The organism is Psychrobacter nivimaris (assembly GCF_043419765.1).
In the GTDB taxonomy this organism is placed as follows: Bacteria; Pseudomonadota; Gammaproteobacteria; order Pseudomonadales; family Moraxellaceae; genus Psychrobacter.
The window spans coordinates 90387-117040 of record NZ_JBHOFX010000001.1 but is presented as its reverse complement, the minus strand read 5'-3'; the positions used below and the strand labels follow the sequence as shown (position 1 = coordinate 117040).

Here is a 26654-nt window from a genome sequence, read left to right as displayed (position 1 = left end):
TATGCAAATATCTAATAGCTACGACTACCAAAGCAACGCTGCGACCAAAGATACCCCATGGATACGCCGCACCTTTATTGCCATTGCGGTGTTATTCATGATTGTCATGTTGGTCATTCCATTACTGGCTGTGTTTTACGAAGCCTTTAAAAATGGTTGGCAGTTATATATTGCTTCATTAGTAGACCCTGAAGCCTTGCAAGCCATCAAGCTGACGCTTATTACGGCAGGAATTGTCTTACCGATTAATATGGTAATGGGCATCGCGATTGCATGGCTTGTCACGCGTTACCAGTTTAAAGGTAAGCAGCTGGTCACCACGTTGCTTGATTTACCATTTTCGGTATCGCCAGTGGTTGCAGGTTTGATGTTTGTGCTGCTGTTTGGACTGAACTCTACTATCGGCGGTTGGCTTGAGAGTATGGGTTTCCAAGTAATATATGCGGTGCCTGGTATCATTTTGGCGACGTTGTTTGTGACCTTTCCGTTTGTTGCACGTGAGCTGATCCCATTGATGCAGACTCAAGGCGACTCTGAAGAGCAAGCAGCGTTAACCTTAGGTGCGACTGGTTGGCAGACGTTTTGGCATGTGACATTGCCTAATATCAAATGGGCGCTACTATATGGTTTGATTTTGACCAATGCCCGCGCGATGGGTGAGTTTGGTGCCGTCAGTGTGGTATCTGGTCACATTCGCGGCGAGACTAACACCATGCCGCTATTGGTTGAGATTGCCTATAACGATTATAACTTTACCGCTGCGTTTGCCTTATCGAGCATATTGGCTGCATTAGCCTTGGTGACGCTACTGATTCAACAAGTCATGACCAAGATACAAGAGCGTAAATTTGCCAAGTCTGAGCGGCTTGCCAGTGCACCTGAGCTGCCAGTAAGTGCTAACGCAACGGTCACTACTGAATCGACGAGTGCGGACAGTACTGGCAAGGTATAACTGCCATTATCTGATAAATGATGTTAATACTACGGATGCAGTCGCTACTCAGCTACTTGCCACGATACGACAAAAGATATAATAAGAGATACGATTATGAGCATTGAGATTCGCAACGTTAATAAAAAATTCGGCAATTTTACCGCTTTAGACAATATCAATATCACCGTGCCGACTGGCAAGCTGACGACGTTACTAGGTCCATCAGGCTGTGGTAAGACCACTTTGCTACGTATTATCGCAGGTCTGGAATATGCTGACTCTGGACAGGTATTGTTTGATGAGCTGGATGTGACCAATACTCCAGTCCAAAAGCGCCATATTGGCTTTATGTTTCAGCATTATGCGCTGTTTCGCCATAAGAACATCGCGGACAATGTGGCCTTTGGATTGACGTTATTGCCAAAAAATGAACGCCCGAGCAAAGCTGATATCAATAAGCGCGTGGCAGAGCTGTTAGACCTCGTACAGCTACCCCAAGTTGCCAATGCTTATCCACATCAGCTATCAGGTGGTCAGCGCCAGCGCATTGCGCTAGCACGTGCACTTGCTGTTAAACCGAAGCTACTGCTGCTAGATGAGCCGTTTGGTGCCCTAGATGCCAAAGTCCGTAAAGAGCTGCGCACATGGCTAAAGAACATCCACCACGAGCTTGGTATCACCAGTATCATGGTAACGCATGATCAAGAAGAAGCGCGTGCGGTATCAGATGAGATCGTCGTGATGAATCAGGGCCGAGTAGAGCAGGTAGGCACGTCAGAGGAGCTGATACACCAGCCAGCCAATGCCTTTATTAGTGACTTCTTAGATCTTGTATAAGTATTTGACCTAGAGAGGTTTAAATATCAATATTTGAGCAAAAAAAAGACCTACGAAAGTAGGTCTTTTTTGGTCTGGAGCATTGCCGCAGATTTATTGTCTTAAACGCTTTTTATAAAGCACAGTCAAAGAACCAAAAATCTAAGCGGACAATAGTATCTAAGCAAGATCCGATACATCTCTACTAGTTCCTCTAGGAGTGATTTGCTCGTAGGTGATGTCTAAGATATCTTGACACCAATCTGGTAAATCATCAGCGACCTCATACCACATCCAAGTACCGTCACGTACACAGATCAAAATACCCAGTTTTTTCAAATGGTTTAGGTGGCGTGATATCGTTGGTTGTGGCTGGTCCAGCATATCTACCAAATCACCCACGCAACGTGCTTCTTTTTTAAAAAGAATTTGAAATATTTTTAGACGTGTCGGATCAGATAGGACTTTGAATAAATCGATAGGTCGTATCGTAAAGTTATTATCAGACATAGGAGAATTCCAATGGGCTTCGTTAATAGGGGTTCAATATAACAGCAGTTATCTACAAAATCGATTAAAAAATAAGCAAATTTACAGTTCATCGTCAATTCACTACCTTTGACAATATTCGGTTACACGCACACTTATATCCACTTACATAAATGAACTGCCTGTAATACAAGGATACTGTCTCGACGAATAAATATATCGAATGTGATTGAAAATGATAATAATTATCGTTATTATACTGCAAGCGATAAACGTGATTTCAACGACTAATTTTTCATTGCTAGAAAACAGTAAATTATCCGTTTATCAATGACACTTATCACAAAAGTTTTTATATAAGTGTCATATGCCGTAATTATCGAATAGTGGTATTCCGAGGAGCCAATCCATGTACGTATGTATCTGTAACAACGTAAAAGAAAAGCAAATCAAAGCAGCTATTGCTGCAGGTGTTGATACGCTCGATGGTCTAAAAGATACGCTCGATGTAGCAACGTGCTGTGGCTGTTGTGAGCCGATGGTCAATGACTACCTAGACGAACACCATGCAAAACTCGATAATCTAGCGTACGCTGTTTAAATATTATCAATCATATACCTTGTAATATAATACGATAAAATATATTCAATATTCTGCATCTAACTTTATTATACATAAAGGGTCGGGTGCAAGCGTCCATATAATCTCACTCAAACGCCAGCATGTTACATAACACATATCAATACTGGTTGTAGCTAATTATGATTCTCAATTAGCATCTTATTCTTAGTTCATAACGTTACACCCTATACTGCGCCTGTATGCTACTATATTTACCTAAGATTAGAAGCCATTTTATTGATTTTGATTTTACTGATCAGTTTGCCAATTATGCTATCCTTATATAATAAATTGTGGATGTACAGTGATCGGTAAAAATAAATAGGGGAGTACGCGTTATGATAGGTAGCCAGAAAGTCATTGATTATTTGAATTTCTTACTAGGTGGTGAGCTTGCCGCTCGTGACCAATATTTTATCCATTCAGAGATGTATGCTGAGTGGCACTATGGCAAGTTGTACGATCGTATCCATCATGAAATGGAAGACGAAACGCTACATGCACAGAACATCATTCGCCGTATCTTGATGTTGAGTGGCACACCAAAGATGTCTGTCGATGCTATTCATATCGGTGCGACTGTCCCTGAGATGTTGCAGTTTGATCTAGATTTAGAGTATCAAGTACAAAAGCATCTAAAGGAAGGTATCGCACTTTGCGAAGCAGAGCATGACTATGTCACGCGTGAGATGCTGGTTGAGCAGTTGAAAGATACTGAAGAAGACCATGCGCATTGGCTTGAGCAGCAGCTCCGTCTTATCGACATGATTGGTCTACCGAATTACCTACAAAGCCAAATGGCTGAAGTCACTCCTAATATTGTCTGATATCATCCTACGTATGAATAGCATTCACAGTATTTAGCATAAATAACATAGATCAAGGGAGAAAGGTAATGACAGGGGATAAAGAAGTTATTCGCGCGTTAAATAAAGTACTTGGGCAGTCATTGATTGCCATCAACCAGTATTTTTTACATGCACGTATTGCACGTCATTGGGGTCTAGAGGCGCTTAATGACTCATTATATAAGCAATCTATTGCTGAGATGAAATGGTCAGACGACCTAATCGCTCGTATTTTATTGCTAGGCGGTTTGCCAAACTTGCAGGAACTGGGCAAGGTATTGGTCGGTGAAGATGTACCAGAAATCATCGAGTGCAACTTACGTCTTGAGAGACAAAAGTTCGATATTATTACTGACGCCGTCACCTTATGTGAGACAAAGTCTGACTATGTCTCTCGTCAGCTATTAGTCACGCTAAAAGATGGCAATGAAGAGTATGAAGACTGGTTAGAGACGCAGCAGGACTTGATTGAGAGCATTGGTGTAGAGCGCTATATCCAATCGCAAATGAGTGATGATGACGCATAATATTTGTTAATGTAAGTCGTAATAAAAAGCCAGTATAAGATTGATAATCCAATCGCATACTGGCTTTTTTCTGTTTATAGATAAGATATTTTTAAAATTTCGACTATACAGAATAGAGACGTGCCGTACGTAAAGTCTCACTCAATAGAAAACTTATCTCGATTGAAGACACACCCTAGTATAAACCTCGGCCATCCTCAGGTTTTAGACGTAAGAAATATAGCCCCGATAGAATGGTCAAAATGCCCAATATCCAATAAGTAGTTTGGAACGCTACTAACGTATCCATTTGTAGACGCTCACGTAGTAAATTCAACACAGCAGCACCGAACGCAATACCAAAGCTAATCGCTAACTGCTGATTGACTGCCATTAAGCTGTTACCGCTACTAGTCTGTGTGCCCTGTAAATCGCCAATCGTAATCGTGTTCATCGCACTGAACTGCATAGAGTTGCAGGCACCCATGATAGTCAGGATAGGTATAAACCATAGCCACTGCGAGGCATCATTAAACTGCGCCAGCACAATGATAAGCGAACCCATAAACAAGGTATTGTAAACCAGTACTTTGCGATAGCTAAACCGCTGAATAATTTTGCTAACCCAAGGTTTGATACCGATAGCACCAACCGCAATCGGGGCAAGCAACCAACCTGCCTGCGAAGGTGAGTACTCAAACACCACTTGCAGTAATAAGGGCAGCAAAAATGGTACTGCACTGATACCAAGCCGCGTAAACAAGTTGCCTGTAATACCAATTCGAAAAGTGCGAATATCAAACAAGCTGAGTGGAAACAGGGGAGCTGCTCGTCGTTTGGCATGCCAGACATACGCGCCGATCAATAGACTTGCGGCCAACCCAAGCAACAACCCATAAACCCCGCGACCTATTTGTGAACCAAACTCTACAGCCAGTGTGAACCCGCAAGCAGCGGCAGCAAACAATACAAACCCTGTCCAATCAAGACGCTTGGTATCTTCAAATAGTGCTGGAACCAGTTTTTTGCCCATAATAAAACCTGCCACACCCATCGGTATATTGATCAAAAATATCCAATGCCAGCTAGCATATTGCACGATATAGCCGCCTAATACTGGACCGACTAGCGGTGCAACCAAAGCAGGTATTACAGCAAAATTCATCACAGTGAGTAGCTTATTGCGCGGATAAGACTTAACCAATATCAAACGAGCGACAGGCGTCATCATGGCACCGCCGATACCCTGTACCACACGTGAGGCAACCAAAAAATCTAGCGTTTGTGACGCCGCGCACAGTAATGAGCCAATACAAAAAATGATGACCGCTGATAAAAATACGCGGCGTGTGCCATATTTATCCGCTAAAAAACCACTGATAGGGATAAAAATCGCTAGGGTCAATGCGTAGCTGATGACGGCCCACTGCATCTTTAGTGGTGACTCACCGAGTGCCTGCGCCATTTGTGGCAACGAGGTATTCAAAATAGTAGCGTCTAAAATTTGCATAAATAGCGCTACCGCTAGTACGTAAGGTAGGTATTTCTCTTGAGTTGGGGTGAGCGTTACCATGTGAGTCCCATTGAACGTCTCGTTATGGAATAAGAAAATAGCGGATTTGCGAGCAGATCACTATGCAAGCTGAGTAGTATAAGAAAGCCTAGCTCATAATAAAAGTGACTCAAAGTAACTGATATAAGATAACTTATATAAGAGCAACGATGCGAAAGGTAGCTAATAAAAAGGCAAAGAGGTGAAATAAGACAAAAAATTCGATGCGTGCTAATAGCTCGTCTCTATTTACTTTGGCAGTAGAAACACAACATTGATTACAAGAGAGGACTTTAATATCGTTACGAGTTCTCGTTATAGTAAACCTTCGCGGCAGTCATAAATACAAACCGAGGATAAATTATGAGTCAAGATAATAATAAATACGTACCACCAAAAGTTTGGACGCAAGATAAAGATAATGGCGGCAAATTTGCTAGTATTAATAGTCCAACGTCTGGAGCTCGCTATGATAAAGAGCTGCCTGTTGGTGATGCTCCGTTACAGCTGTATTCGTTAAATACACCAAATGGTGTCAAGGTAAACATACTATTAGAAGAGCTAGCCGAACTTGGTATTGATGGGGCAGCATATGATGCATACAAAATCGACATCTCTAAAGGTGAGCAGTTTGGCTCAGGGTTTGTAAAGATAAACCCCAATTCAAAGATTCCAGCTTTGGTCGATCATTCTACTGATACAGCAGGCGAGCCGATAGCACTGTTTGAGTCGGGCGCTATCTTAATGTATCTAGCAGAAAAGTTTGATAAGTTCCTGCCACTGGCTACTGGCAAAGCGCGAGCAGATTGTCTGTCTTGGATTATGTGGCAAATGGGTAGCGCACCTTTCTTAGGTGGCGGCTTTGGGCACTTTTATGCGTATGCGCCTGAACCTTTAGAGTATCCAATCAACCGCTATACGATGGAAACCAAGCGTCAGCTTGATGTATTAGATACGCATCTAAAAGATAATGAGTACCTATGCGGCAATGATGAATCTGATTACAATATTGCGGATATGATTGTCTGGTCTTGGTATGGCCAGTTGGCACTAGGTAAGCTCTATGACGCAGCAGAGTTTTTACAAGTAGAAGACTATAAGCACTTGCAGCGTTGGGCTAAGAAAATAGCTGAACGTCCTGCGGTTAAACGTGCAGTAGCGCTAGAGCTAAAACCAATCGACTAAACTAAGTACTCAATACAGTTTAGATCTAACAGTACAGTTTAAGCATAAATAAACCTTAAACACAGCAGCAAGGCTGATAAGCAATGGCTTATCAGCCTTTTTATTTATATTCATAAAAATGAATATAAACCATGTTAGGTCTTCCCTTTGTCTTTACACAATGATACATTAGTACAACAGATAGAAACACTAGTGCGTTAAGATAGCCGAGCACCATTACAATAGACAGGTGTTTATACTTCTTCTACTGAAAGGTGATGATTATGAAAGACAATAATTATAAAAACAATATGTCGCTATCAAGAGGCGCTGATTTAACTGGTGTTAGTAGGTCAGACATTACCTATAACGATAATAAGTCTGATAACAACAGTCACGACAGTAGTACCCAGTCTAATAAAAATCTCAAAAACATCACTGTAGAGCATTATTCGGAAAACATACCTAAAAAAATAAAAGAACAACCCACCTATATGATAAAAAATAAAATATTACTGCCTGTACTTGCAGCGCTTAGCACAGCTTTATTTAGTACCACCAGTATGGCCAGTACATCGACTGAGTTTACCAGTCAAGATTGGCAAGTCGCTTGTGATAATACGCGTACGTGCCGGCTGGCAGGCTATCAAGCAGAGAATAACAGCGAGTTTCCGGTTTCTATATTGCTCGTACGCCGCGCAGGTGCGAATGCTGGCGTGGATGGTAAAGTAAAACTTGGCGGGGCAAAGGACAGCTCATCTAAAGCCCTAATGCAGCTCGGTAATCGTCATCGTATCTCGTTGTTTATTAATGACAAGGATTATGGCGAGACTAAGCCGTATTCAGCCGCTGCAGGTAACGCTGAGCTTACTCAAGCGCAAGTAACTGCACTGTTAGAGGCGTTGACCAAATCTAGCAAGATTACGTTGGCCTTGCGCAATTCACGTTGGCAGCTCTCTGACAAAGGTGCCAGTGCTGCCATGCTAAAAGCCGATGAGTTCCAAGGTCGCGTTGGTACATCCAGTGCCTTTATTAAAAATGACGATGCTGTTAAATCTAGTGGCGGTATATTGCCTCCTAAAGCCGCGCCAGTACTGCGGTTTGTTGTGCCAAGTGCCAAAGCAGACGATGGTAATGACAAAAAGTTTGTGATGAGGTCCTCTCAGTTGGCAGCGTTGGTAAAAGGCACAATGAAAGATGCAGACAGCGTTTGTCCCAATCTTTCAGACAAATCACCTTGGCGTATCAGTCGTCTAAATGGCTCGCAACTGTTGGCACAGCATGAGTGCTGGACGGGCGCTTATAACGCTGGAGCAGGGGTTTGGGTGATCAATGATAGTAAACCTTATAAGCCAACGTTGGTGACGACCAATGCTACTGGCTACGATAAAGGCAAGCTTACCTCTGTACAAAAAGGGCGCGGCATCGGTGATTGCATGAGCAAAACTGATTGGCTATGGACGGGTCGTGCCTTTGAAAAAAGCCATGAAAGCACCACTGGACTTTGCCGCTTAATCGAGGCGGGCGGGGCATGGCAGCTACCTACTTATGTAACAGAAGTCAAAGTAGTACGATAGATAAATAGCGAGTAGTTCATTTAAGTTCTTAAATAAACTACCTAAATTTGTTTATTATCAACACTATTAGTGCTTATTTACTCAGTAATTGAAGAAATAGGTACATATATTTTTTTATTGTGCTATACTGCGTCGCCACGTTAGCTTAGGCTTTCGTGAATTATGAGATTGATAACATCGCCTGCGATTTTGGGTCTAGGATGACCATAAGTAATTGTTGCCGATGATTTTGTGTACTTAAATAACCTTTTAAAAATATCCGTTATTTTTGACTCATATCTTATCTACTGGCCTATAACTAGGGTCTAGATTGGTTGCTGTTTGCCTTTATCTGCTTTGGACAAAGCATTGATAATGAGCGTATATCAAGCAAGGATAAGACACTCGGCACTACCACCAAAATACGTCAGACAGCACGAACGCATTTATTATAAAGACGCTAAGCTCTATTGGCTTGGTTTCTAATTATCGACAATTTTATGTTGCTCGGTAATGCTAATAAGAGCAGCGTGGTGAACGGTTATCAGTGGTATGCATCAAGTTTGCTGAATTTACAGCAACTTATACTTACCAAGGATTCTTATGACTGACATCTTATCTGCAATCGCCGCTGAAAACGGCATCATCGAAAACACTGACACTCCAAATACTGATAATAATACTCAAGCGGCTGCTACTGACGCTGCTGAAGAAAACAAAATCACCTTTACAGATCTTGGCATTGCTAAGCCAATTCTTACTGCGCTTGATCGCAGTGGCTATACCAATCCAACCCCTATTCAAGAACAAGCCATTCCTTTTGCTCTAGCTGGTCGTGACCTTTTATTGTCAGCGCAAACGGGTAGTGGTAAAACAGCGGCTTTCGTTATCCCTGTACTTGACCGTTTGAGCCGTGCTACTAGCTTTGACAAACTAACCAAAGCACTTATCCTAACGCCAACGCGTGAACTTGCTCAGCAAGTACATGACAGCGTTCGCACTTATTCTAAAGACATGCGCGGTCTATTTTGTGTACCACTAGTTGGCGGCGCACCATACAACGGTCAGATCACTGCTTTGAAAAAGGGCGTTCAAGTAATCGTTGCAACTCCTGGTCGTCTACTTGACCATATCAATGCAGGTCGTGTTGATTTGTCAAACCTAGAAGTATTGGTACTTGACGAAGCTGACCGTATGCTAGACATGGGTTTTGCTGATGACATCAGTGACATCCTTCGTGCAGCACCAATCGATCGTCAAACGATCATGTGTTCAGCAACTTGGGATGGCCCAGTAGGTAAAATCGCTGCCAGCTTCACTAAGAACCCTGAGCGCGTATCAATCAAAGTAGAATCTGCACACATCGAAGAAAAAGTGTACTACTGTGATGATTTTGATCACAAAAACCGTTTACTTGACAAAATCGTTTGCCAACAAGATATGGAACAAATCATTATCTTTGCTGCTACCAAACGTAGCACTGAAAAACTGGCTAAACAGTTACAAGAAGCGGGCCATAAAGCAAGCTTCCTACATGGTGACTTGCCACAGAGCAAGCGTAACCGTATCGTTCAAGACTTGCGTAATGGTAAAGTAAAAATCCTAGTAGCGACTGACGTTGCTGCTCGTGGTCTAGATATTCCAGCTATCTCGCACGTTATCAACTATGACTTGCCGCGTCAGACTGAAGATTACGTCCATCGTATCGGTCGTTGTGGTCGTGCTGGTCGTACTGGTGTTGCTATCAGCCTATGTAGCATGGATGATCGTCCACAGCTTAACGCTATCAACCGTTATTTAGATCGCAAAATGGAAGTATGTGTTATCGAAGGTATGGAGCCTAAGAAAACTTACGTACCTAGCGAAAACAAAGGTAATGGTCGTGGCCGTGGTCGTGGTCGTTCTAACGGCGGTGGCGGTCAAGGCCGTGGTCGTTCAGGCGGTGGCTATGCTGGTAAATCTAGCGGTGGTGGTCAAGGTCGTGGTCGTTCAAGCGACAGCGCTCCAACTGGTCAACGCGCTAGCAACGACAGCGGTTATCAAGGTAAGCCACGTGACACGTCAGGCAAACCAAACGAGCGTTCAGGTGGTAAGCCTTATCAAGGCAAGCGCACTGGTGGCCCAAGCCGCGGTGATAGTAATGGTGTTCCACGTGGTGAGCGCGCTGCAACTGGTCGCGGTCGTCCAAGCGGCAGCCAAGGTCGTCCAGCTGGTCGTTCTGACAGCCGTGGCCAAGGTCGTCCAAACGGCGGCAACCGTGGTAACAACTCGTAATACAGCTATATTTGACGATTAAAATCATTGATTCATTAATCGTCTAAAGATAGCATTGAAGAAGCCAGATACTTGTTATCTGGCTTTTTTGTGTTTACCTGTTTTATATTGCGCCATGATTACTTTATGCCCTTACTTGCCTAACCGTTACCTTGCTATTTATTCCGTCAAATACTACTCGGCAAATCCTAGCTAATAGTCGATGGCTGCTTGCAGGAGTTTTTTGCCTTGTCTATACTGATTTACTTTTGCCCGTTGTAACTCTTGGAGCGCCTTGATGCCTGCCACCTCAAACTTAGCAATTGATAATTTGCCATTAGCCTTTGGCATCATCATGGCCATTATTGGTCTGGTTTTTTATACCCAAGGCTTACCGGGTAAATTTTGGCGTCGATTTTATGCCGTATTGCCTGGTATTGTGCTTTGCTGCTTTATACCAGCCACTCTAAATAGCTTAGGCGTGTTTGCCGATGGTATTGGTTCGCAGATTTATGGTTTTACTGCCACTTACTTACTGCCAGCAAGTTTGCTATTAATGACCTTGTCCATGGATGTGCCCAAAATATTGGGCTTAGGCTGGAAAGCGATTGCGATGTTTTTTGCTGCCAGTATCGCTATCGTCATCAGTGGCCCGATCAGTTTGGGAGTCGCTAAGTGGATATCGCCTGCGATGTTTACCGATGATACTTTATGGCGTGGGTTTTCTGCTGTAGCAGGTAGTTGGATAGGCGGCGCGGCCAACCAAGCAGCGATGAAGGAGCTGTTTGGAGTCAGTGATGATCTATTTGGTATGATGATTTTGGTCGATACCACCAATGCCTCACTGTGGCTGCTAGCTATTTTGGTCATGGCAAAACATAGCGATAAGATAGACCGCTTTTTGCGCGCTGATACTAGTAGTATTGATAAAGTGGTCAAAGCAGTCGAGAGCTATGAGCGTGATCATGCTCGCCCAGCAACCATCAATGATTTGATGGTGATGTTTGGCTTATGCTTTGCAATGGTCGGAGTGGCGCACTTTGTCGGTGGCCAGATTGCAGAGTTCTTTGCCCCTTATAGTTGGGCTGTTCAGTATAGCTTTGCCAGCTCGTTCTTTTGGATGGTGGTAATTATTACGGTAATAGGCGTTATATTTTCGTTTACTAAGATACGTAGGTTAGATCATGTTGGCGCATCAAAAATCGGCACGGTATTTATCTTTGTATTAATCGCCGCGATCGGTATGCAAATCAATCTGGCAGGTATCGTCTCACAGTGGCGACTATTGCTAATCGGTCTGTTATGGATGAGTATTCACGTCGTGATTATTTTTGCTGTCGCCAGACTCATTCGTGCGCCATTTTTCTTTTTGGCAGTTGGTTCTAATGCCAATACTGGCGGTGCATCGTCAGCACCGATTGTCGCTACGGCATTTCATCCATCGCTAGCACCAGTAGGAGTGTTTTTAGGTATTTTAGGTTACGCAGTAGGGACATTTGGTGGTTATATTAGCACCCAATTGATGCGCTTGGTTGTGACTTAATGTCTAAGTTATCACTCTTCTAATAGCATCTTTTGCTAAACACAACCCGCGTTGATGCGGGTTTTTTATTATTAATGAATGGGTTACTTGAGTTATCGTTTTGTCTATCTATGCTATTGATACGTAAGCCTAGCCATGGCCACGCATGAGTACGTGTTAACCTTTCTGCTAATTAAATAAAGACAACTAATTAAGTAAAGAAAAATAGGCCCGTTAGGAATAAACAACGATTCGATAGGAACAATAACGTTATGGCGAACTCAAAAAAATTAGAAGAAAAAACAAGTAAAACAAGCACAGTGAGAAATGCCCTTTATAACCCTGATCAAGACAATATTCAGGTCAGAGGCGCGCGTGTACATAACTTAAAGAACGTTGATGTTGATTTGCCTCGCAATGCACTAGTGGTCTTCACCGGTATCTCCGGCTCAGGGAAGTCGTCATTAGCATTTGGTACGTTGTTTGCCGAGTCACAACGCCGTTATCTTGATTCTGTATCGCCTTATGCTAGACGACTCATTGATCAGGTCGATGAGCCAGACGTTGATTCCATAGAGGGTCTGCCACCAGCCGTCGCCTTACAGCAGAAGCGAGGTACGCCTTCAGTGCGCTCGTCTGTGGGTAGCGTGACGACGATATCCAATGGCCTGCGCATGCTGTACTCACGAGCAGGAGAATATCCTGCCGATCTAGAGATTCTATACGCCGATGCATTCTCTCCCAATACGCCAGATGGTGCTTGCCCGACTTGTTCAGGTATCGGCCGCGTATTTGAGGTCACTGAAGAGTTGCTGGTGCCAGACAATACCAAGACCATCCGTGAGCGTGCGATTGCAGCGTGGCCACCAGCGTGGCAAGGTCAAAACCTCAGTCGTATATTGACTACATTAGGCTATGATATCGATAAACCATGGCATACATTGCCAAAAAAGACGCGTGATTGGATTTTGTTTACAGATGATACACCAACAGTACCTGTCTATCCTGAATACAACATTGAGCAAACGCGTGATGCGATCGAAAAAGGCGAAAAGCCAAACTATATGGGTACTTTTACCAGTGCCAAAAACTTCATTTTGCACTCTTTTGCTACCACTCAGAGCCCGCGTACCAAAAAACGCGTTTCACAGTTTATGCAGATATCTGAGTGCCCAGAATGTCATGGCAAAAAACTAAAAAAAGAATCGCTATCGGTTAAGTTTGCAGGACTCGATATCGGTGAAATATCACAGCTAACACTGACGGAAATGGCACAAAAACTGGAAAAAACCGCTCGTACCAAGGTAGCCGATAACACACCAAACCGCGAAAAAGCCATCGTTGCCCAGCGTATCGCCAGTGATATTCTCTCTCGTGTTGAAGCGCTGACAAGGTTAGGGTTAGGATATCTCTCACTTGAGCGTACCACACCGACACTCTCTCCTGGTGAGCTACAGCGGTTGCGATTAGCCACTCAAATTCGCTCGCAGCTATTTGGCGTGGTGTATGTCCTTGATGAGCCATCGGCTGGTCTGCATCCTGCTGATACTCAAGCATTGCTAGGGGCATTGGATGAGCTAATCGCAGCTGGGAATACAGTGTTTGTTGTTGAGCATGATGTTAGTGTCATCAGACATGCTGATTGGATAGTCGATGTCGGGCCAAAGGCAGGCACGCATGGTGGCGAGATTGTCTATAGTGGCCCTGTAGATGGACTTCGTGAAGTTACGCAGTCGCATACTGGTCAATATCTATTTGCCAATGCTACGTCTAACGCACAGTCAAAATCTAGCACAAGGCAGCCAGCAGCCTGGCTCAAGCTTGCCAACATTGAGCGAAATAACATCACAGGATTAGACGTTGATTTTCCGCTTGGGGTGATGACCAGTGTCACAGGGGTCTCGGGCTCAGGCAAATCAAGCCTTGTCAGCCAAGCGTTGGTAGAGCTTATCAATGAAGCGTTGGGGCAGAAGACAGTTACAGAAGCGCCTGTCGGTGAGGCGGACTTACTTGAGCAAGAGCTTGAATCAGTAACCGGCGGTGAAATCGTCGCTGGCATGGAGCACGTCCGTCGTCTCATTAATATAAATCAAAAAGCAATTGGTCGTACACCGCGCTCTAACTTGGCAACCTATACTGGTTTGTTTGACGATGTACGCAAGCTGTTTGCAGCGACCAAGCAAGCAAAAGCGCAAGGCTATGATGCTGGCAGGTTCTCCTTTAACACCACAAAAGGCCGCTGCCCAAATTGCGAAGGTTTAGGGTTTGTCAGTGTTGAGCTGTTATTCCTACCAAGCGTCTATGCGCCTTGTCAGGTTTGTCATGGTCAACGTTATGATGAGGATACGCTGGCAATCACTTATCGAGATAAAAACATCGCCGAAGTCTTGAACTTAACAGTTGAAGCGGCTCATGAGTTTTTTGCTGATGAGGCACCCATTTTACGTGCATTAGAGGCGTTACTACAAGTTGGACTTGGCTACTTACGTCTGGGTCAGCCTGCTACCGAGTTATCAGGCGGCGAAGCGCAGCGGATTAAGCTTGCCACTGAGCTGCAGCGTGTGCAACGAGGCGACACGCTATACATCTTAGATGAGCCAACCACAGGTCTACACCCTGCTGATGTGTCCATGCTAATGACACAGTTAAATGGTCTCGTCGATGCGGGCAATACCGTCATCATGGTTGAACACGATATGCAAGTGGCTAGCAACAGCGACTGGATTATAGATATCGGGCCAGAGGCTGGAGATGCGGGCGGAATGATTGTTGCTCAAGGTACGCCATATGACGTTGCTCAGTCAAAAGACAGCCGTACTGCACCGTTTTTATTGGTGTAATGGTACTATATTTATATCAGTGTCTTTACATCCGTACATGTTACTGAGATAAGTATGAGTATTAGAAAAATTCCATTTCTAATACTCATTTTTTGTAAATATAAATAAATATCTATGCAGGTGTCTCTTGCTGCACTTGTAAACGCTCGATTCTAGCTAGATAACTGTGTCCTAGCTCTGGCTCTGCCGAGGCTATCCAAGCGGCATATCCTGACAACGTATTTAAAGTCTCATCGGCGCGTAATGTACCGCCTGACTCTAGGTTATGGACAGCTGCTCGTAACATTTTTTTGATTTGACGAGATACCCTAGGTACGCCTTGTCCATTGACCACCATGCCTGTCACTTGTTGCTGATTGCCTTTACGAATCACGCGCGTTTTATCATTATTTAATGCAAAACCTTCTTCACGTAATATCTTATGGACTGAGCCGAGCAGTTGCCCGATCAGCTTGTTGTGCTGCGTATCGGCTTGTTTTTTTGCGGTGCTGGTTGTGGATTTAATCGTTGTTTTAGCCTTCGATTTGGGTTTTTCGTCCCCAATAGCAGGCACACTAAAGGTCAGGTCATCGGCATAACGGCTATAACGTAGGCCCAATTGTTCTGCCAATCCTGTCAAGCGTCGATCCAGATTTAAGCAAACGATGTTCGTTAATGCAGGACTGGTAGGCGCACCTTGTGGCAAGGCTCTATCGCCTAATGCCACATAGTAGGTAACGCCATCTTGCTGCACCACTTGTCGGGGCGACTCCGTACACAATAATGCCAATAATGTGGCAATTTGCTCTGGGTAGCCAGCATGACGAAAGACCCCTTTGACACGGCGCCAGCTCACGCTAGGAAAGAAATCTTTGACATCTAGCTTAATAAGGAGCTCACTATTGCTATGTACGGCTGCATTGGTCACGATAGATTTGCCGCGTACAAAGCCATGCGCGGCACCATGCGTCGTTAAGTTATTCAAAATATTGTGCAAAATCCAACGTTGTACAAACTTCAAACGTGGTATAGGTGACCATATTTGACGCGCTGTGCCATTGCGTTTGGCAATAGTAAAATGCGAATAAGACAGATTGGTGGAGACCTCTCTTTGATAGCACAATCCTTTTAACTGCGGAATGGTAAGGTTAACTGCTTCTGCTAGCTCATTATGTTTACGCAGCAGCGGCAGTTTGTTTTCAATTAGCCGATTGGCCGCGTCTTTTACATCCCACTTATCAGTACTGGTATCGTCCGTCCAATATACATGACGACCAAGATAAACTATGTGGTGCACTTTGTATGCTTGCCAAGCAGCCTTTTTGAGATTTTTTTCTTCAGATGCTTCCTTTTTTAAGGCTTTCTTATAGCGATCCCGTTCTTTTGGGCTCATGTTATCGACAGGTTGACGATCGACCATAAAGCCTTGACTGACTAGCTGCTGCTGTACGTATTGGTAACGTCCGCCCGCCAGCTCAATATCTTGCCATAGTTGCTGCCACTGTCGCTCAAAAGGAGTGGGTGCTGGATCAGGGCTGATGTAATCGTTATTGTTGGCTGTGTGTGTGGTCATACATTACATCCCTTGGTTTTCGATAAAGCCTTTGGCTTCAAATCTGGCAATATGTTGTAAAAATGCGGCTTTGGCTTGAGCAGGCTGATTGAACACCAGCTGCTGGCGCGTATCCTTGTCACCTATTGTTTGTTCAATAGTGATCTTCTTATGGGCAATGGTGATGTAAACATAAGCAATAGCGGTCTCTTGTGTGGTTAACGCTTGTGTCTTATCACTTGCACTTGCAGTTGCAGTTGCATGTGACTGGGCAACTGGTTGAGCTAAGGCCGTCAAATCAAGTGTCGTTGCAGAAGGTAATGTCATTAACGAGCTATAGGCTGCTACTTGTACGCTTTCTTGTTTATTCTTAGGCTGATTAAAGCGCTTACTCGGTACGCGTTTACTCAAGACACGAGTGTCATGCCAACTGTCATTGCCCGTGTTATTTGGGTCGTATTGATTATATCTAAGTCGTAGCGCAATAAGATGCGCGCACACGCCTTGTGTGAGTCGGTGCTGCAAGTACTGCGGACAGCTACATTCCGCCTTAGTGACTAGCCCTTCATCGCCTAATTGCAGCTGGCTGTGATAAGTACGTCTGTCTTCTTCGACATGAATATCTGCACGAATGGTAATACCTTTGACGGCAACAGTCTCAACAGAGAATTTCTGCACGGCATCCGTACGGCTCATCAAATCAAAAGCCTGCTTTTCTGCCTCATTGTGATAAGCGAACTGTGCCATATCAAGCGGCACTTGGCTCAAAGGTCTGTAGTGATACAGCTGCGTCGCCATCTCATAGCGAATTAAGCCTTGCTGAGTACCTGACAGTAACCACTGCTGTACTTGTGAGTGAGAAACAGGCACAGACGTTAATGAAGCATCTGCTGATAGCGACTTTACCAAGTCTTCTAGATTGCTGGGGGTATTTTCCAGTGTTTTAATTAATACAGACAAACCATTATGCTCAGCGTTACTATCATTATTGCTGTCATTTAAAGTTGCTTTACTACTGTCTGATAAGCCTTCACTGGCAGCTAATGTATTACGCAATGGGCGCCTGGGTAACAGTAAGTCAAAGTTTAATGACTGTGACCAATTAGCTTGGCTAAAGCCTGTCATAGCAAAGGTGAAATGAAAGCCTTTGCCTTTTAGTGTCCAGTAGCTTGGCATGCCTTGACCCAGTAGCGATACTGAAACGCTGTCAGTATGTGGCAACAGACGTTTTAATAGGCTGAGACGACGGCGACCCCATAAGCGAATCAGCTTCGCTTGTTGACCTTGATAGGGCTTTTGCTGTTGGCTGACTTGGCTAGTAACAGTGATGTCAAAAGGCTCTAATATAATCACTGGTAGCTGCTGAGGTCTAAGCTCAATCAACAATCCTCGGCGTTTGCCTTTGATATCAGCATGCATGCGCAGCTCAAACAATACGTTATACAGTGCAATTGGATCAAGATGAATGGTGTCTTGTGGTAATTGACCTGCAGACTGTACTTGTAACAGTGCTCTGATCCAGCTTTGAGGCACATTAATGCGCTTTTCTATGATCTGTTTTTTTACGGTGGGCGTGGCCACTGTACTATCAGTATCTGCTTCAGCGGCCTCTGGCATGGTTTCGAGTAATTGTAAGCCGACCGCTTCATGACCAATGTCTAACATTGTTTGCTGATGGTCGCGAATTTTCTCAATACCGTTAAACAACGCCGCACTATAATCAATACTTGTGGTACCAAGGGTAGCTTCGGCACTTTGCTCAAAAATCTCATTGGTTAATGTCAATTGAGCATAGCAGCCTTCATCACGGCTAAATACCTCAAAGCTAACACCTTGCTCATGCACCTGAATAATCGGGTCCAAAATACAAAAAGCCAGTGGGTCATTGTCGAACAACCACGTGAAATAATCACGCTGCGCAGTAAATAGGTTTTTATTGCTGCTGGCACGGCGCATCTGCATAAATACCGTGTACGCTGAGCGGTCTTTTGGCACATAGCGATAATCACTACTCACCACATCAAATAAGGCTAGCAAACTGTCACGAAAGACAAGGGGAGATTTGACCTTACCGTGGAAGTTAACCTCCGATCGATTCAGCTGAGCAAATAGAGCCACATGCTGAGTGTGTTCGGTCGTTTGCGCCTCCGACAATGAATCTGACGATTCGTTAACTTGACTAATCTGGCTAGGTGCGGCGTAGTCCAACTGCATCATCAGGCCATCAGTGTTTGCTACTACTTCTGACTCTGTTTCTGATGCTTGGTCTAATTGATTGTCTATAGTCATTGACTGTCTCCTTCACCCTGATTGCTTTTTTGACTGCTGTCCTGACTATATGCCAACAGACGCTTTTGCTGTGCTCGTATCATGGCACGTTGCCAGCGGCGTAGTACTTTATAAGCAAGCTTCTGAATGTCTGAGTTTTCATGTGCCATGAGCGTCGTCAGCCATTGTTCGATATTTGGATCATGTAGCTGTCCAAGCGCTTCGATAGCACGGATACGAACCGTTATCTCTACGTTGTCATTACTCGCACAATGATAGAGTGCATCAGCGTCTTTTGCTCTGATCCACTGTAGCAGCTGTTGATTGATTGGTATCTCGGTAGACGAGCTCTTATGTTTTAGCGCATTCTTTACTACCGTTATTATGGATTTTTGGGTAGATGTACCGCTTTGTTCAATACGAGCAATCACAGTTCCTAGCAAGGCTTGGTTGTCATAAGTGAGCTGCGATTGAGTTGCTGTCGAGACAACGCTCAACGTTGGCAAGATACTTGATAGCACCTTATCGTCAGCGACTGGTCTGGCCAGTAGTCCTAACAGCGCTTGCTGACACCAACCGCTAACAGTCGTAGAGAGCAGTGGAATAGAGGTGATGGTCAATGGTTGACGAGCATCATTGAGCCAATCAAGCATTGCCGCGATTTGCTTAGTAGCTGCTTTATCGACAGTTCCTTTGGCAGTTGTAATGGCTATATGACGCATGATTAGCCAAACCAGTTGTCTGATGGTACCACCCACTTGCTCAACCATGCTAATCCACTGACTATTGCTGATAGTAGTTGGACTGCGGCTGATGGTGTCGATAAGTGTATGCCATTGCTCGCTTGCAGTGTCAAAATGCTGCTGCAACGTCGCAACCATCTCTTTATCAATATAGTTGGTCGGATATTGGGTCAGATAGCACAGTCCAATATGCTGTGTCAGTGTGTTGTTACTGGTAATCAACGCGGTAAGCTGTGATGTTGGCATTTCTTGCTTGGCCATAATGGCATTTTGCAGTGCCATCAAGGTGTCAGCTGGCAAGTGCGCGCCATGCTGGGTGATAAATGCTGCCAGCTCATCGATGCTGCTATTATCAATGATACGCTTTAGACTCAAGCGCTCCGTCTCTTCTACAAAGTCATTGTTATGGCTTTGAATGGCTGCCCAATCATAAGGGTAAACCTGCGATGCGAGACTGCCCCAAGTTTTCTGTGCCGCCGTGTAAGCCGCCATAAGCACAGCACAGTCTAAGTTGCTCGCCTTTAAGATATCTAACATTAATGCTTGATTGGCATCGCTATCATTCATCTGTAGTAGCCATACCGCATGCCTTTGTGGACGGAAAAATATGGCTTTATCGATATGAGTGCGGATATAGCTGCGGATTTGTTCCCAAGCAGGCGTTGTGTTGAGCCAGCGCAGTCCATTTAACCAATGGACAATGGCGGGATTGGTGAAATGGACTGCGGGGTCTGACAAGTGCGATTTTAATAGCTCAAAAATATGCGGACTATGCTCAAAGTCACCACCTTGTGCAAGGCGACCTAAGGCTTCACTGGCCACGTCTTGTAAGTAGTGCTCGTCGTCCTCGGCCAGTTTGATTAACTTATCATAGGCTTTGTATAAGGTATGAACCTGTAAGTTTTTATCAGCGTTGTCCGCAGGCGAGCTAGCATTAGGCGAGTCAGCATTTTGATTGTTATTGCTGCCTAGTAGCTCGCCAATGGCTAACACACTGCAGCTGCGGAACTCAGCATCAGGGTTATAATCGATAGTGGCCATCAAGATATTGACCCCATCAGCATGACCGCATTTAGCGAGTCCTTCAGCCGCGGCAAATTGCACATCGGCGTCTTTATTGCGTAGAGCATTTTGTAATGAAGCAATGCTGCCTTGCCGCCTTTTGGCCCGATATGCCAGTGTCTCGACTAATTTAAAAGTATGTTTAGCTGGCATCTGCTCGTAGGCTAGCGCTAAAGCAGTATCAATGCGCGAGGATAAATCACTGTCATCCGATTGCACCCATGCAAGTGACGGCAATAGCAGCGCGGCAAGTGCATAATCACTATGACTCATAAGCGTAGTAAACAGTGATAGCAAGACTTGCGAGTCTCTAGGGTGCTGACGTTGTAACCAACGCGTGTCTTCACGCTCATCTAGGTAGTCATCAATGTTTTGATCGTAGCCGCTGATTTTTACTAAGGTATCAAATAAATATTTACGCTCCTCTTTATGCTTTTGCGGCGTGTGCTCAAACAGGTTCTCTAAACGCTGTAGTAATGGTGCGACCAGATGCGTGTTACGCAGGTCAGCGATATCTGAGTAGATAACTTGTTTGGGTTTGTTGATATGTGGATCATCAAGTAAGGCTAATAATCGTAAGTGCGCTTCATTGGCGACCTGTTCAACATTCGCAATATCAAAGCTGCTCTCTAAACGAACACTTAAAGTGTTCTTATTAATGAATTGGTACGACGTGAGTGCATCGACAAGCAACTGCCAGCTACGATATCTCTCATTACTGGACTGAGCGTCTTCAGCAAAATCAAACAAGTCATCAAATAGCGTGCTGTCCGCAAAGAGTACGTCATGAAACTCAACCAATTGACTCAGTGCTTGATATTTTGCATTCCAATCATCACTCTTCACAGCGTGCATCAAAAACGTCAGTTTGTCTTGGCGCTGCACTGACGGCGATTGACTGTTTGCAAAGGGCGTGACAATGACTTGTTTCCATTCAGCAACGATCTGAGGCAGTAGCGACTGACAATAGGTCTGTAGCCCAAGTAAGCTAGCAGGCAGATGGCCTAGTCGGCCTTTTAACAGCTGATAGGTCTCTTCTGCTAAGGTGTGATTATTGGTTTTTAACAAATCAATGAGTTGTTGATCAGCGCTACTACTGACAGTCGCTGTATCCGATGGTTTGCTTTGCTGCTGTACGGCATCGTTATTTGCGGTATCTAGCAATAGATCCAAGCCGCGTTTGACCATATCACGGTAGGGCGTGCTCATGGCATAGTCAGCCAGCTTTTTGGCAGGCATGTTTAGCTTATACAAGCATGACCAAGCCAACTCACGAGTGTCAAAACTACTGTGATTCAGTAGTGGCAACAACACGCGACTGGTACTATCTCGCCAGTCCTCATTGTTATTAGTGTTGTTATTGGTGTTAAGCTGCGATGATTGAGTAGCAAGCCACATTAGCCCTCGAATGGCTTGGTCTGTAGTGCTGCTATTAGCATAATAATCATCGCCTGCGCGTATGACGCCAATCCAAGCGCCAAAAGCAAGAGATTGGTATGGATAATGCAACTCGGAACTGTCTTGCTTATCAGTAGAAGAGCTACCTACTGTTTGCGCATCGTCGTTTGAAACATCCTGAATAGAGGCTGATACAGGGTGAGCACTTAACAATGCCTGCAAACTGCGTTGCCATTTTTGTAATGTCTCAAACACATCGTCCTCATCGTCATAGTAGTCATGGGCGAGTAATTCAGATAAGTTGCAGACAACATCGATAGTTTGGGCGCGTACCAATGGCTGCTGATGGCGACTGAGGTTGGCGAGCTGTTGTAAGTTTTCGGTACTGACGGTTGTCAGAGTACTTGCTCGGATAGAGGCCGTATTATGCGATTGTCCTTTAACACCACCTTTATCTGCCGTGTTTGGCATGGCATCTATCGTCATCGTAATGACTTCAGAGTGAGAAGATAAAATACTGCCTAATTGACGTGACAAGTAATCACTTAGGTACTGCCACGTTGACGATAGTGCTTGCTGGTTATTGCGTTGTTGTACGTCATTCGGGTAACGAGCGAGTATGTTGGCGTAGACTACTGCCGTGTCATTATCAGCAAAGCTTAATGCTTCTATCAGTCGGTTAGGTCGACCAGTGCTAGTAGCGGTCGTTTCAGGAGCTTGCAGGCTATTTTGCAAGCCATTCTGTAAATCATTAAATATCAATAACAGTCTGGCTGCTACTGTATAAGACTCTGACTCAAACAAAGGCTGTAGTTGACGGGCATGTGTAATACCTAAACCATGCTGCGCTTGAAGCCAATGAGTAGGCGTCATCGGTGCAACAAGCGTACTCAGATTGTCTGTTTCGTCTCCCATATCATGAGTAAGGAAGTACTGCCCGCGAGCATCACCCAAAATAGCCAAACACAAACTGGCTGATTGACTGATAAGGGCGCGCTCATCTTTCTGCCATTTCACCAGTAGATCAATATCCTCAAAAGAAACTATCTGCGTAATCTTTGGTGCAAGAGGTTTAAAATCAGCATCAGGGTGGTGTAGATATTTAGCATACCAACCTAGCGCATTATGCTTTGATGGGTATGCCAGCTTAGACAAACCAGACAGTGCTTGGCTTACATGATTGTGCCACTGAGTATAGCTATCACTTTTCTTACCTTGAGAGGGCATAGGCAGTTCTAAATAGTGTTTAAAGACTTGATACGCTTGTTCATCACTTCGCTGTGCCTGTTCTTCGTCAGCATATAAGCGAGATTGACTGGCCAGTAGTTGAGCGACTGTCAGCTGGATATCAGGATAAGGGCTGTTTAAGGCTGCGGTAATCAATGCTTCGTGATAATTCGGTTGATCATCGGTGCTACTATCATCTAGGCTACTGTGATCCGCTAAAACAGTAGGCTGTAAGTCTGTTAGTGCCAAAGCCACCGCCAAGGCTTGCTTACGCAGCTCAATACTGTCATCAGCGAACATAGCCACTAGAGCTGGCATCAGTTGTGTCAGCTGAGTCGTATTGGCTCTGGCTTGCACTGTCGTAAGGGCCAGTTGCTTAGTATCCGCATAAGGGCTGGCAAGCGCGTTCAGCATTACGTCAGCAAACCCTAAATGCCTGTTTTGTTTGAGTGCGATGTCAAAGGCTTGCTGACGGATAGCGGCAAACGTATCTGCAAAAAACAAGGTTAAGACAGCTTGATTGGTCTTTTGGTGATTCGTTTCTTCAGTGTTATTGGCTTTATTCGTTTTATGTTTCGAGTTCATCGACAGCAATAGTCGTTGCCATTCTTCTATCGCAACTTGGTGCACGTCTTCAAAGAGGCTTTGCTGCAACAGCTCAATGATGTCGACGATGGCACTGTCAGAAACGTTTTTAGAAATAGTGTCAGATGACTGCTTAAATTGGCGGTTTAATAGAACTTTAACCACTTCTAATCGAATACTGGTAAAAGGATTATTCAATGCCTGTAGCAGTATGTCTGTCATCTCTGACGACATCTGAGTGCTTTTGTCACCACTATTTGAGCTATCTGGTGCAACATGCTTTAAAAACAGTGCTAAAGACTGCTCATGAATATCTTGATGCTTAGAAGCAAAACCCGTCGCTGCCCACGACAATGCATTGTCTGCCAATTTGCCATAGGCTTGCATAGCCACTTGGCGCACGCCAGCGTCCTTGTCATCTAGTAATGTCGGTAGGACTGCTTTGGCGTCTTCTATATTTAAATGACCAAGCGCAGTGGCCACACCAGCACGGATGATGGCACTGTCTTCATGGCTCATTAGGCTAATCAGGGTGCCAAACGCTCGTTTGTCTTGTAGACAGGCCAGCGCATAAGCCGCGCGGAAACTGATATCTTCGTGACTATTGCTTAAGCTCTGTAATAAGGGCTCTAACGTGTCATTGCTTAGATTTATAGATTCAGTATCAGGCTTTTTGGATTTGGCCGTTTTAGCCTTACTCTTAGATGCTTGGGTACTATCTGCTTGCGAGATAAAATCTTGCGTGGATAAGGTTAAACGGATCGCCTCATCGGATTGTTTAACCTTATTATTCGCCGCTGTACTACTAGCGTTATCTAGTAGCGTGCCGCGTAGTAAGCGAAAGTCATCAAAATCAGTCAGGGTACGCAATGTTTGCATGTCGCCTTGCTGTTTTAACGCCTCTATCAACTTGGGTTGAGACAGCAATGAGACGTAAAACGCCGTTTGCCTAATCTCTGTATTACGATGATTCTGTAGCAGCATCAACTGACGCGAGACTTCAAGGTGATTTAGCATGCCGCGCTGATACAGACGAATCAGTCCTGACTGGACAATGTCCGACTGATTACAGTCTAATGCCATCAAATCTGCTTGAGGACTGTTTTCTGGCAATAGTGTCTCAAGGGACGCCAATGCTTGCTTGCGAATATTCGCAAAACTGTGTGACAACGCTTCTCTTAAAATAGGTAAGATGCGGCGCTGGCTTGTGGCATCCCTCATCGCAACCTTTAGGTAACCTTGTAACGCAGAAGCCACCACTTCTTCGTAGTAACGGTTTTTAAAAGCTTCTTCTAGATAATGTAGCGGGCGCTTCGCCGTACTTGCGCGATCGGCCAAGGCATGAAAAGCCGCAAGACGTACTTTTGCACTGTGCGCCGAGCTTAGTTGCTGCTCTAAAACCTGTGCAGTTTTATCAAGATTAGTAGTAGCAACCCACTGTACCAATTGCAATGCTTGGTTGGCCGTGAGCGTGTCGCTATCAGCAAGTATTTTTTTAACCAGTTCTAACGTTTGGTTATCTGCTTGTGCCTGTAGCAGCGCCAAGCCTTCTTTAAACGACACATCGTTATTGTTTGACGTATCTGTCAGTAATTGGCCGATTCTTTGATAGCCGTCTTTGATGATATAAGTGACTGGCAGCAGTTTGCTATTTTTTGCCGTACTATTTTGTGAGGTGCTATTCTGTGACGTACTTTGAGTATGGTCAATAGGTATAAAACGTAAGCTTTGATCGGCACTGACTACGATGAGCGTTGGTTGTTCAGCGTAAGAAGATAAGACGATCTGTCGAGACTTGGTTAGATCCTCTTTACAGCTGTTTGGTTGACCTTTATCAAAAGCCCATGATTTGACGCTCTTATCATCGGCGGCAGTGAACAATCGAGTGTCTGAGACACAAAGTGCCGTGATCATTTCACTGTGTTGGCTAGACTTGGCTCTATCAACAGGATGCAGATCGCCTTGGACATGAGTACGGTATAAGCACTTATCTGCGCCTGCAGAGAAAAAGTACTGACCGACTGGCTCAAAACAAAGCGCGTTTACTTTACCTTGATGGAGCTTTTTGCGGCTACTTAGATTAAGCTGGGCTTCCTCTGAGGTCCATTGATAGCTACTAACATCTCCTGTTTTATCTGCCAACACGAGCCACGAGCCATCACTTGACGTTGCTAGCGCTGTTAATGCGGATTCTTTACTTGATGTTGCTATAGAAGACGAATAAGGCTTAATGATGACAGTACTGCTGGCTTGACTGTCCTGATAAGGCCATACCACGATGTGTTTCGGATATAAGATAGCCAATGCATCTTGTAGTGGTGCCATTGCTACGGCACGGCCTATAGCACTGTTGTTATCTTCAGGTGCATCAAGCAAGGATGTAGCACTAGTCTTCTTAACTTTCTTTGCTTGCCAATCCGTTTGGTAAAGATGACCATCATCACCAATCATCACAATAGTGCTGTCATCTATTTTGGTGATGGCTTGCATCGCACAAGGCAGCGCAGTTGTCGATAAGCTAAATTGCTCACCTTGTTGATCAAGGACGTATAAGACCGTAGCAGATGCTTGCTGCTGGCGAGTAATAAAAAGACTGCGCCCATCTTGCTTGGTTGTCTTTTGAGTTGCCGCTTGGGTGCTGTTGGCCTTACTGACTAGGCCAATGATTTGACCCCAATAGGGGAGTGTTACTGTTTTCATGGTGTTATCTCAGTTGAGGTGACGTCATATTTTTTTAA

Annotated in this window: 15 protein-coding genes; 10 read left to right on the top strand and 5 right to left on the bottom strand. The window is 44.5% G+C overall.

Going from position 1 to position 26654, the window contains the following annotated elements; all coding sequences use genetic code 11:
* The first annotated feature begins 1 nt into the window (after position 1).
* Positions 2-952: a sulfate ABC transporter permease subunit CysW gene (cysW, locus tag ACHEVO_RS00390; RefSeq protein WP_191113619.1), complete on the top strand. Its 951-nt coding sequence runs from the start codon at positions 2-4 to the stop codon at positions 950-952.
* Between the two features lie 96 nt (positions 953-1048).
* Complete coding sequence (locus ACHEVO_RS00385; protein ID WP_082624600.1) at positions 1049-1771, top strand: sulfate/molybdate ABC transporter ATP-binding protein; 723 nt, start codon at positions 1049-1051, stop codon at positions 1769-1771.
* 159 nt (positions 1772-1930) lie between these two features.
* Here the strand turns inward: ACHEVO_RS00385 and ACHEVO_RS00380 are convergent, their stop codons facing one another.
* Positions 1931-2260 (bottom strand): ArsR/SmtB family transcription factor, encoded by a 330-nt coding sequence (locus tag ACHEVO_RS00380; protein WP_394123483.1) that lies wholly within the window; start codon positions 2258-2260, stop codon positions 1931-1933.
* 388 nt (positions 2261-2648) lie between these two features.
* Here ACHEVO_RS00380 and ACHEVO_RS00375 point away from each other — a divergent pair, with 388 nt between their 5' ends.
* From ACHEVO_RS00375 to bfr (ACHEVO_RS00365), 3 genes are all read left to right on the top strand, one after another.
* A complete protein-coding gene (locus ACHEVO_RS00375) occupies positions 2649-2840 on the top strand; it encodes a (2Fe-2S)-binding protein (protein ID WP_101205900.1) in 192 nt (63 codons plus the stop codon).
* Positions 2841-3199: 359 nt separating this feature from the next.
* On the top strand, positions 3200-3688 hold the full coding sequence (gene bfr / locus ACHEVO_RS00370) for a bacterioferritin (RefSeq protein ID WP_057760257.1): 489 nt from the start codon (positions 3200-3202) through the stop codon (positions 3686-3688).
* A 68-nt stretch (positions 3689-3756) separates the two neighbouring features.
* The gene (bfr, locus tag ACHEVO_RS00365; protein ID WP_057760255.1) at positions 3757-4236 is read left to right on the top strand and encodes a bacterioferritin; all 480 of its coding nucleotides are present in this window, start codon (positions 3757-3759) and stop codon (positions 4234-4236) included.
* Between the two features lie 175 nt (positions 4237-4411).
* Here bfr (ACHEVO_RS00365) and ACHEVO_RS00360 read toward each other — a convergent pair whose 3' ends face one another.
* A complete protein-coding gene (locus ACHEVO_RS00360; RefSeq protein ID WP_394123482.1) occupies positions 4412-5788 on the bottom strand; it encodes a DHA2 family efflux MFS transporter permease subunit in 1377 nt (458 codons plus the stop codon).
* A gap of 342 nt (positions 5789-6130) precedes the next feature.
* Here ACHEVO_RS00360 and yghU point away from each other — a divergent pair, with 342 nt between their 5' ends.
* The 5 genes from yghU to uvrA all read left to right on the top strand — a co-directional run bounded on the left by yghU (position 6131) and on the right by uvrA (position 15102).
* Positions 6131-6952 carry a glutathione-dependent disulfide-bond oxidoreductase gene (yghU, locus tag ACHEVO_RS00355; RefSeq protein ID WP_298809662.1) on the top strand — a complete coding sequence of 274 codons (822 nt, stop codon included), beginning with the start codon at positions 6131-6133 and terminating at the stop codon, positions 6950-6952.
* 263 nt (positions 6953-7215) lie between these two features.
* On the top strand, positions 7216-8508 hold the full coding sequence (locus ACHEVO_RS00350; RefSeq protein ID WP_394123481.1) for a DUF1176 domain-containing protein: 1293 nt from the start codon (positions 7216-7218) through the stop codon (positions 8506-8508).
* 582 nt (positions 8509-9090) lie between these two features.
* The gene (locus ACHEVO_RS00345) at positions 9091-10761 is read left to right on the top strand and encodes a DEAD/DEAH box helicase (protein WP_394123480.1); all 1671 of its coding nucleotides are present in this window, start codon (positions 9091-9093) and stop codon (positions 10759-10761) included.
* 277 nt (positions 10762-11038) lie between these two features.
* The gene (locus tag ACHEVO_RS00340) at positions 11039-12283 is read left to right on the top strand and encodes a DUF819 family protein (protein ID WP_394123479.1); all 1245 of its coding nucleotides are present in this window, start codon (positions 11039-11041) and stop codon (positions 12281-12283) included.
* A gap of 251 nt (positions 12284-12534) precedes the next feature.
* Positions 12535-15102 carry an excinuclease ABC subunit UvrA gene (gene uvrA, locus ACHEVO_RS00335; RefSeq protein WP_394123478.1) on the top strand — a complete coding sequence of 856 codons (2568 nt, stop codon included), beginning with the start codon at positions 12535-12537 and terminating at the stop codon, positions 15100-15102.
* A gap of 112 nt (positions 15103-15214) precedes the next feature.
* Here the strand turns inward: uvrA and ACHEVO_RS00330 are convergent, their stop codons facing one another.
* Genes ACHEVO_RS00330 through ACHEVO_RS00320 form a run of 3 tightly spaced genes read right to left on the bottom strand, consistent with a single transcriptional unit; the run spans position 15215 to position 26616 of the window.
* The gene (locus ACHEVO_RS00330; RefSeq protein WP_394123477.1) at positions 15215-16654 is read right to left on the bottom strand and encodes a reverse transcriptase family protein; all 1440 of its coding nucleotides are present in this window, start codon (positions 16652-16654) and stop codon (positions 15215-15217) included.
* A 3-nt stretch (positions 16655-16657) separates the two neighbouring features.
* Positions 16658-18922 carry a hypothetical protein gene (locus ACHEVO_RS00325; RefSeq protein WP_394123476.1) on the bottom strand — a complete coding sequence of 755 codons (2265 nt, stop codon included), beginning with the start codon at positions 18920-18922 and terminating at the stop codon, positions 16658-16660.
* Positions 18919-26616, bottom strand: a complete 7698-nt coding sequence (locus ACHEVO_RS00320; RefSeq protein ID WP_394123475.1) for a HEAT repeat domain-containing protein — start codon at positions 26614-26616, stop codon at positions 18919-18921. Before ACHEVO_RS00320 ends, ACHEVO_RS00325 begins: the two co-directional genes overlap by 4 nt.
* Positions 26617-26654 lie beyond the last annotated feature (38 nt).

What these genes read in the sequence shown, in the direction of transcription:
- cysW (WP_191113619.1), top strand. Translation starts at nt 2, where the DNA reads ATGCAAATATCTAATAGCTACGACTACCAAAGCAACGCTGCGACCAAA.
- ACHEVO_RS00385 (WP_082624600.1), top strand. Translation starts at nt 1,049, where the DNA reads ATGAGCATTGAGATTCGCAACGTTAATAAAAAATTCGGCAATTTTACC.
- ACHEVO_RS00380 (WP_394123483.1), bottom strand. Translation starts at nt 2,260, where the DNA reads ATGTCTGATAATAACTTTACGATACGACCTATCGATTTATTCAAAGTC.
- ACHEVO_RS00375 (WP_101205900.1), top strand. Translation starts at nt 2,649, where the DNA reads ATGTACGTATGTATCTGTAACAACGTAAAAGAAAAGCAAATCAAAGCA.
- bfr (WP_057760257.1), top strand. Translation starts at nt 3,200, where the DNA reads ATGATAGGTAGCCAGAAAGTCATTGATTATTTGAATTTCTTACTAGGT.
- bfr (WP_057760255.1), top strand. Translation starts at nt 3,757, where the DNA reads ATGACAGGGGATAAAGAAGTTATTCGCGCGTTAAATAAAGTACTTGGG.
- ACHEVO_RS00360 (WP_394123482.1), bottom strand. Translation starts at nt 5,788, where the DNA reads ATGGTAACGCTCACCCCAACTCAAGAGAAATACCTACCTTACGTACTA.
- yghU (WP_298809662.1), top strand. Translation starts at nt 6,131, where the DNA reads ATGAGTCAAGATAATAATAAATACGTACCACCAAAAGTTTGGACGCAA.
- ACHEVO_RS00350 (WP_394123481.1), top strand. Translation starts at nt 7,216, where the DNA reads ATGAAAGACAATAATTATAAAAACAATATGTCGCTATCAAGAGGCGCT.
- ACHEVO_RS00345 (WP_394123480.1), top strand. Translation starts at nt 9,091, where the DNA reads ATGACTGACATCTTATCTGCAATCGCCGCTGAAAACGGCATCATCGAA.
- ACHEVO_RS00340 (WP_394123479.1), top strand. Translation starts at nt 11,039, where the DNA reads ATGCCTGCCACCTCAAACTTAGCAATTGATAATTTGCCATTAGCCTTT.
- uvrA (WP_394123478.1), top strand. Translation starts at nt 12,535, where the DNA reads ATGGCGAACTCAAAAAAATTAGAAGAAAAAACAAGTAAAACAAGCACA.
- ACHEVO_RS00330 (WP_394123477.1), bottom strand. Translation starts at nt 16,654, where the DNA reads ATGACCACACACACAGCCAACAATAACGATTACATCAGCCCTGATCCA.
- ACHEVO_RS00325 (WP_394123476.1), bottom strand. Translation starts at nt 18,922, where the DNA reads ATGACTATAGACAATCAATTAGACCAAGCATCAGAAACAGAGTCAGAA.
- ACHEVO_RS00320 (WP_394123475.1), bottom strand. Translation starts at nt 26,616, where the DNA reads ATGAAAACAGTAACACTCCCCTATTGGGGTCAAATCATTGGCCTAGTC.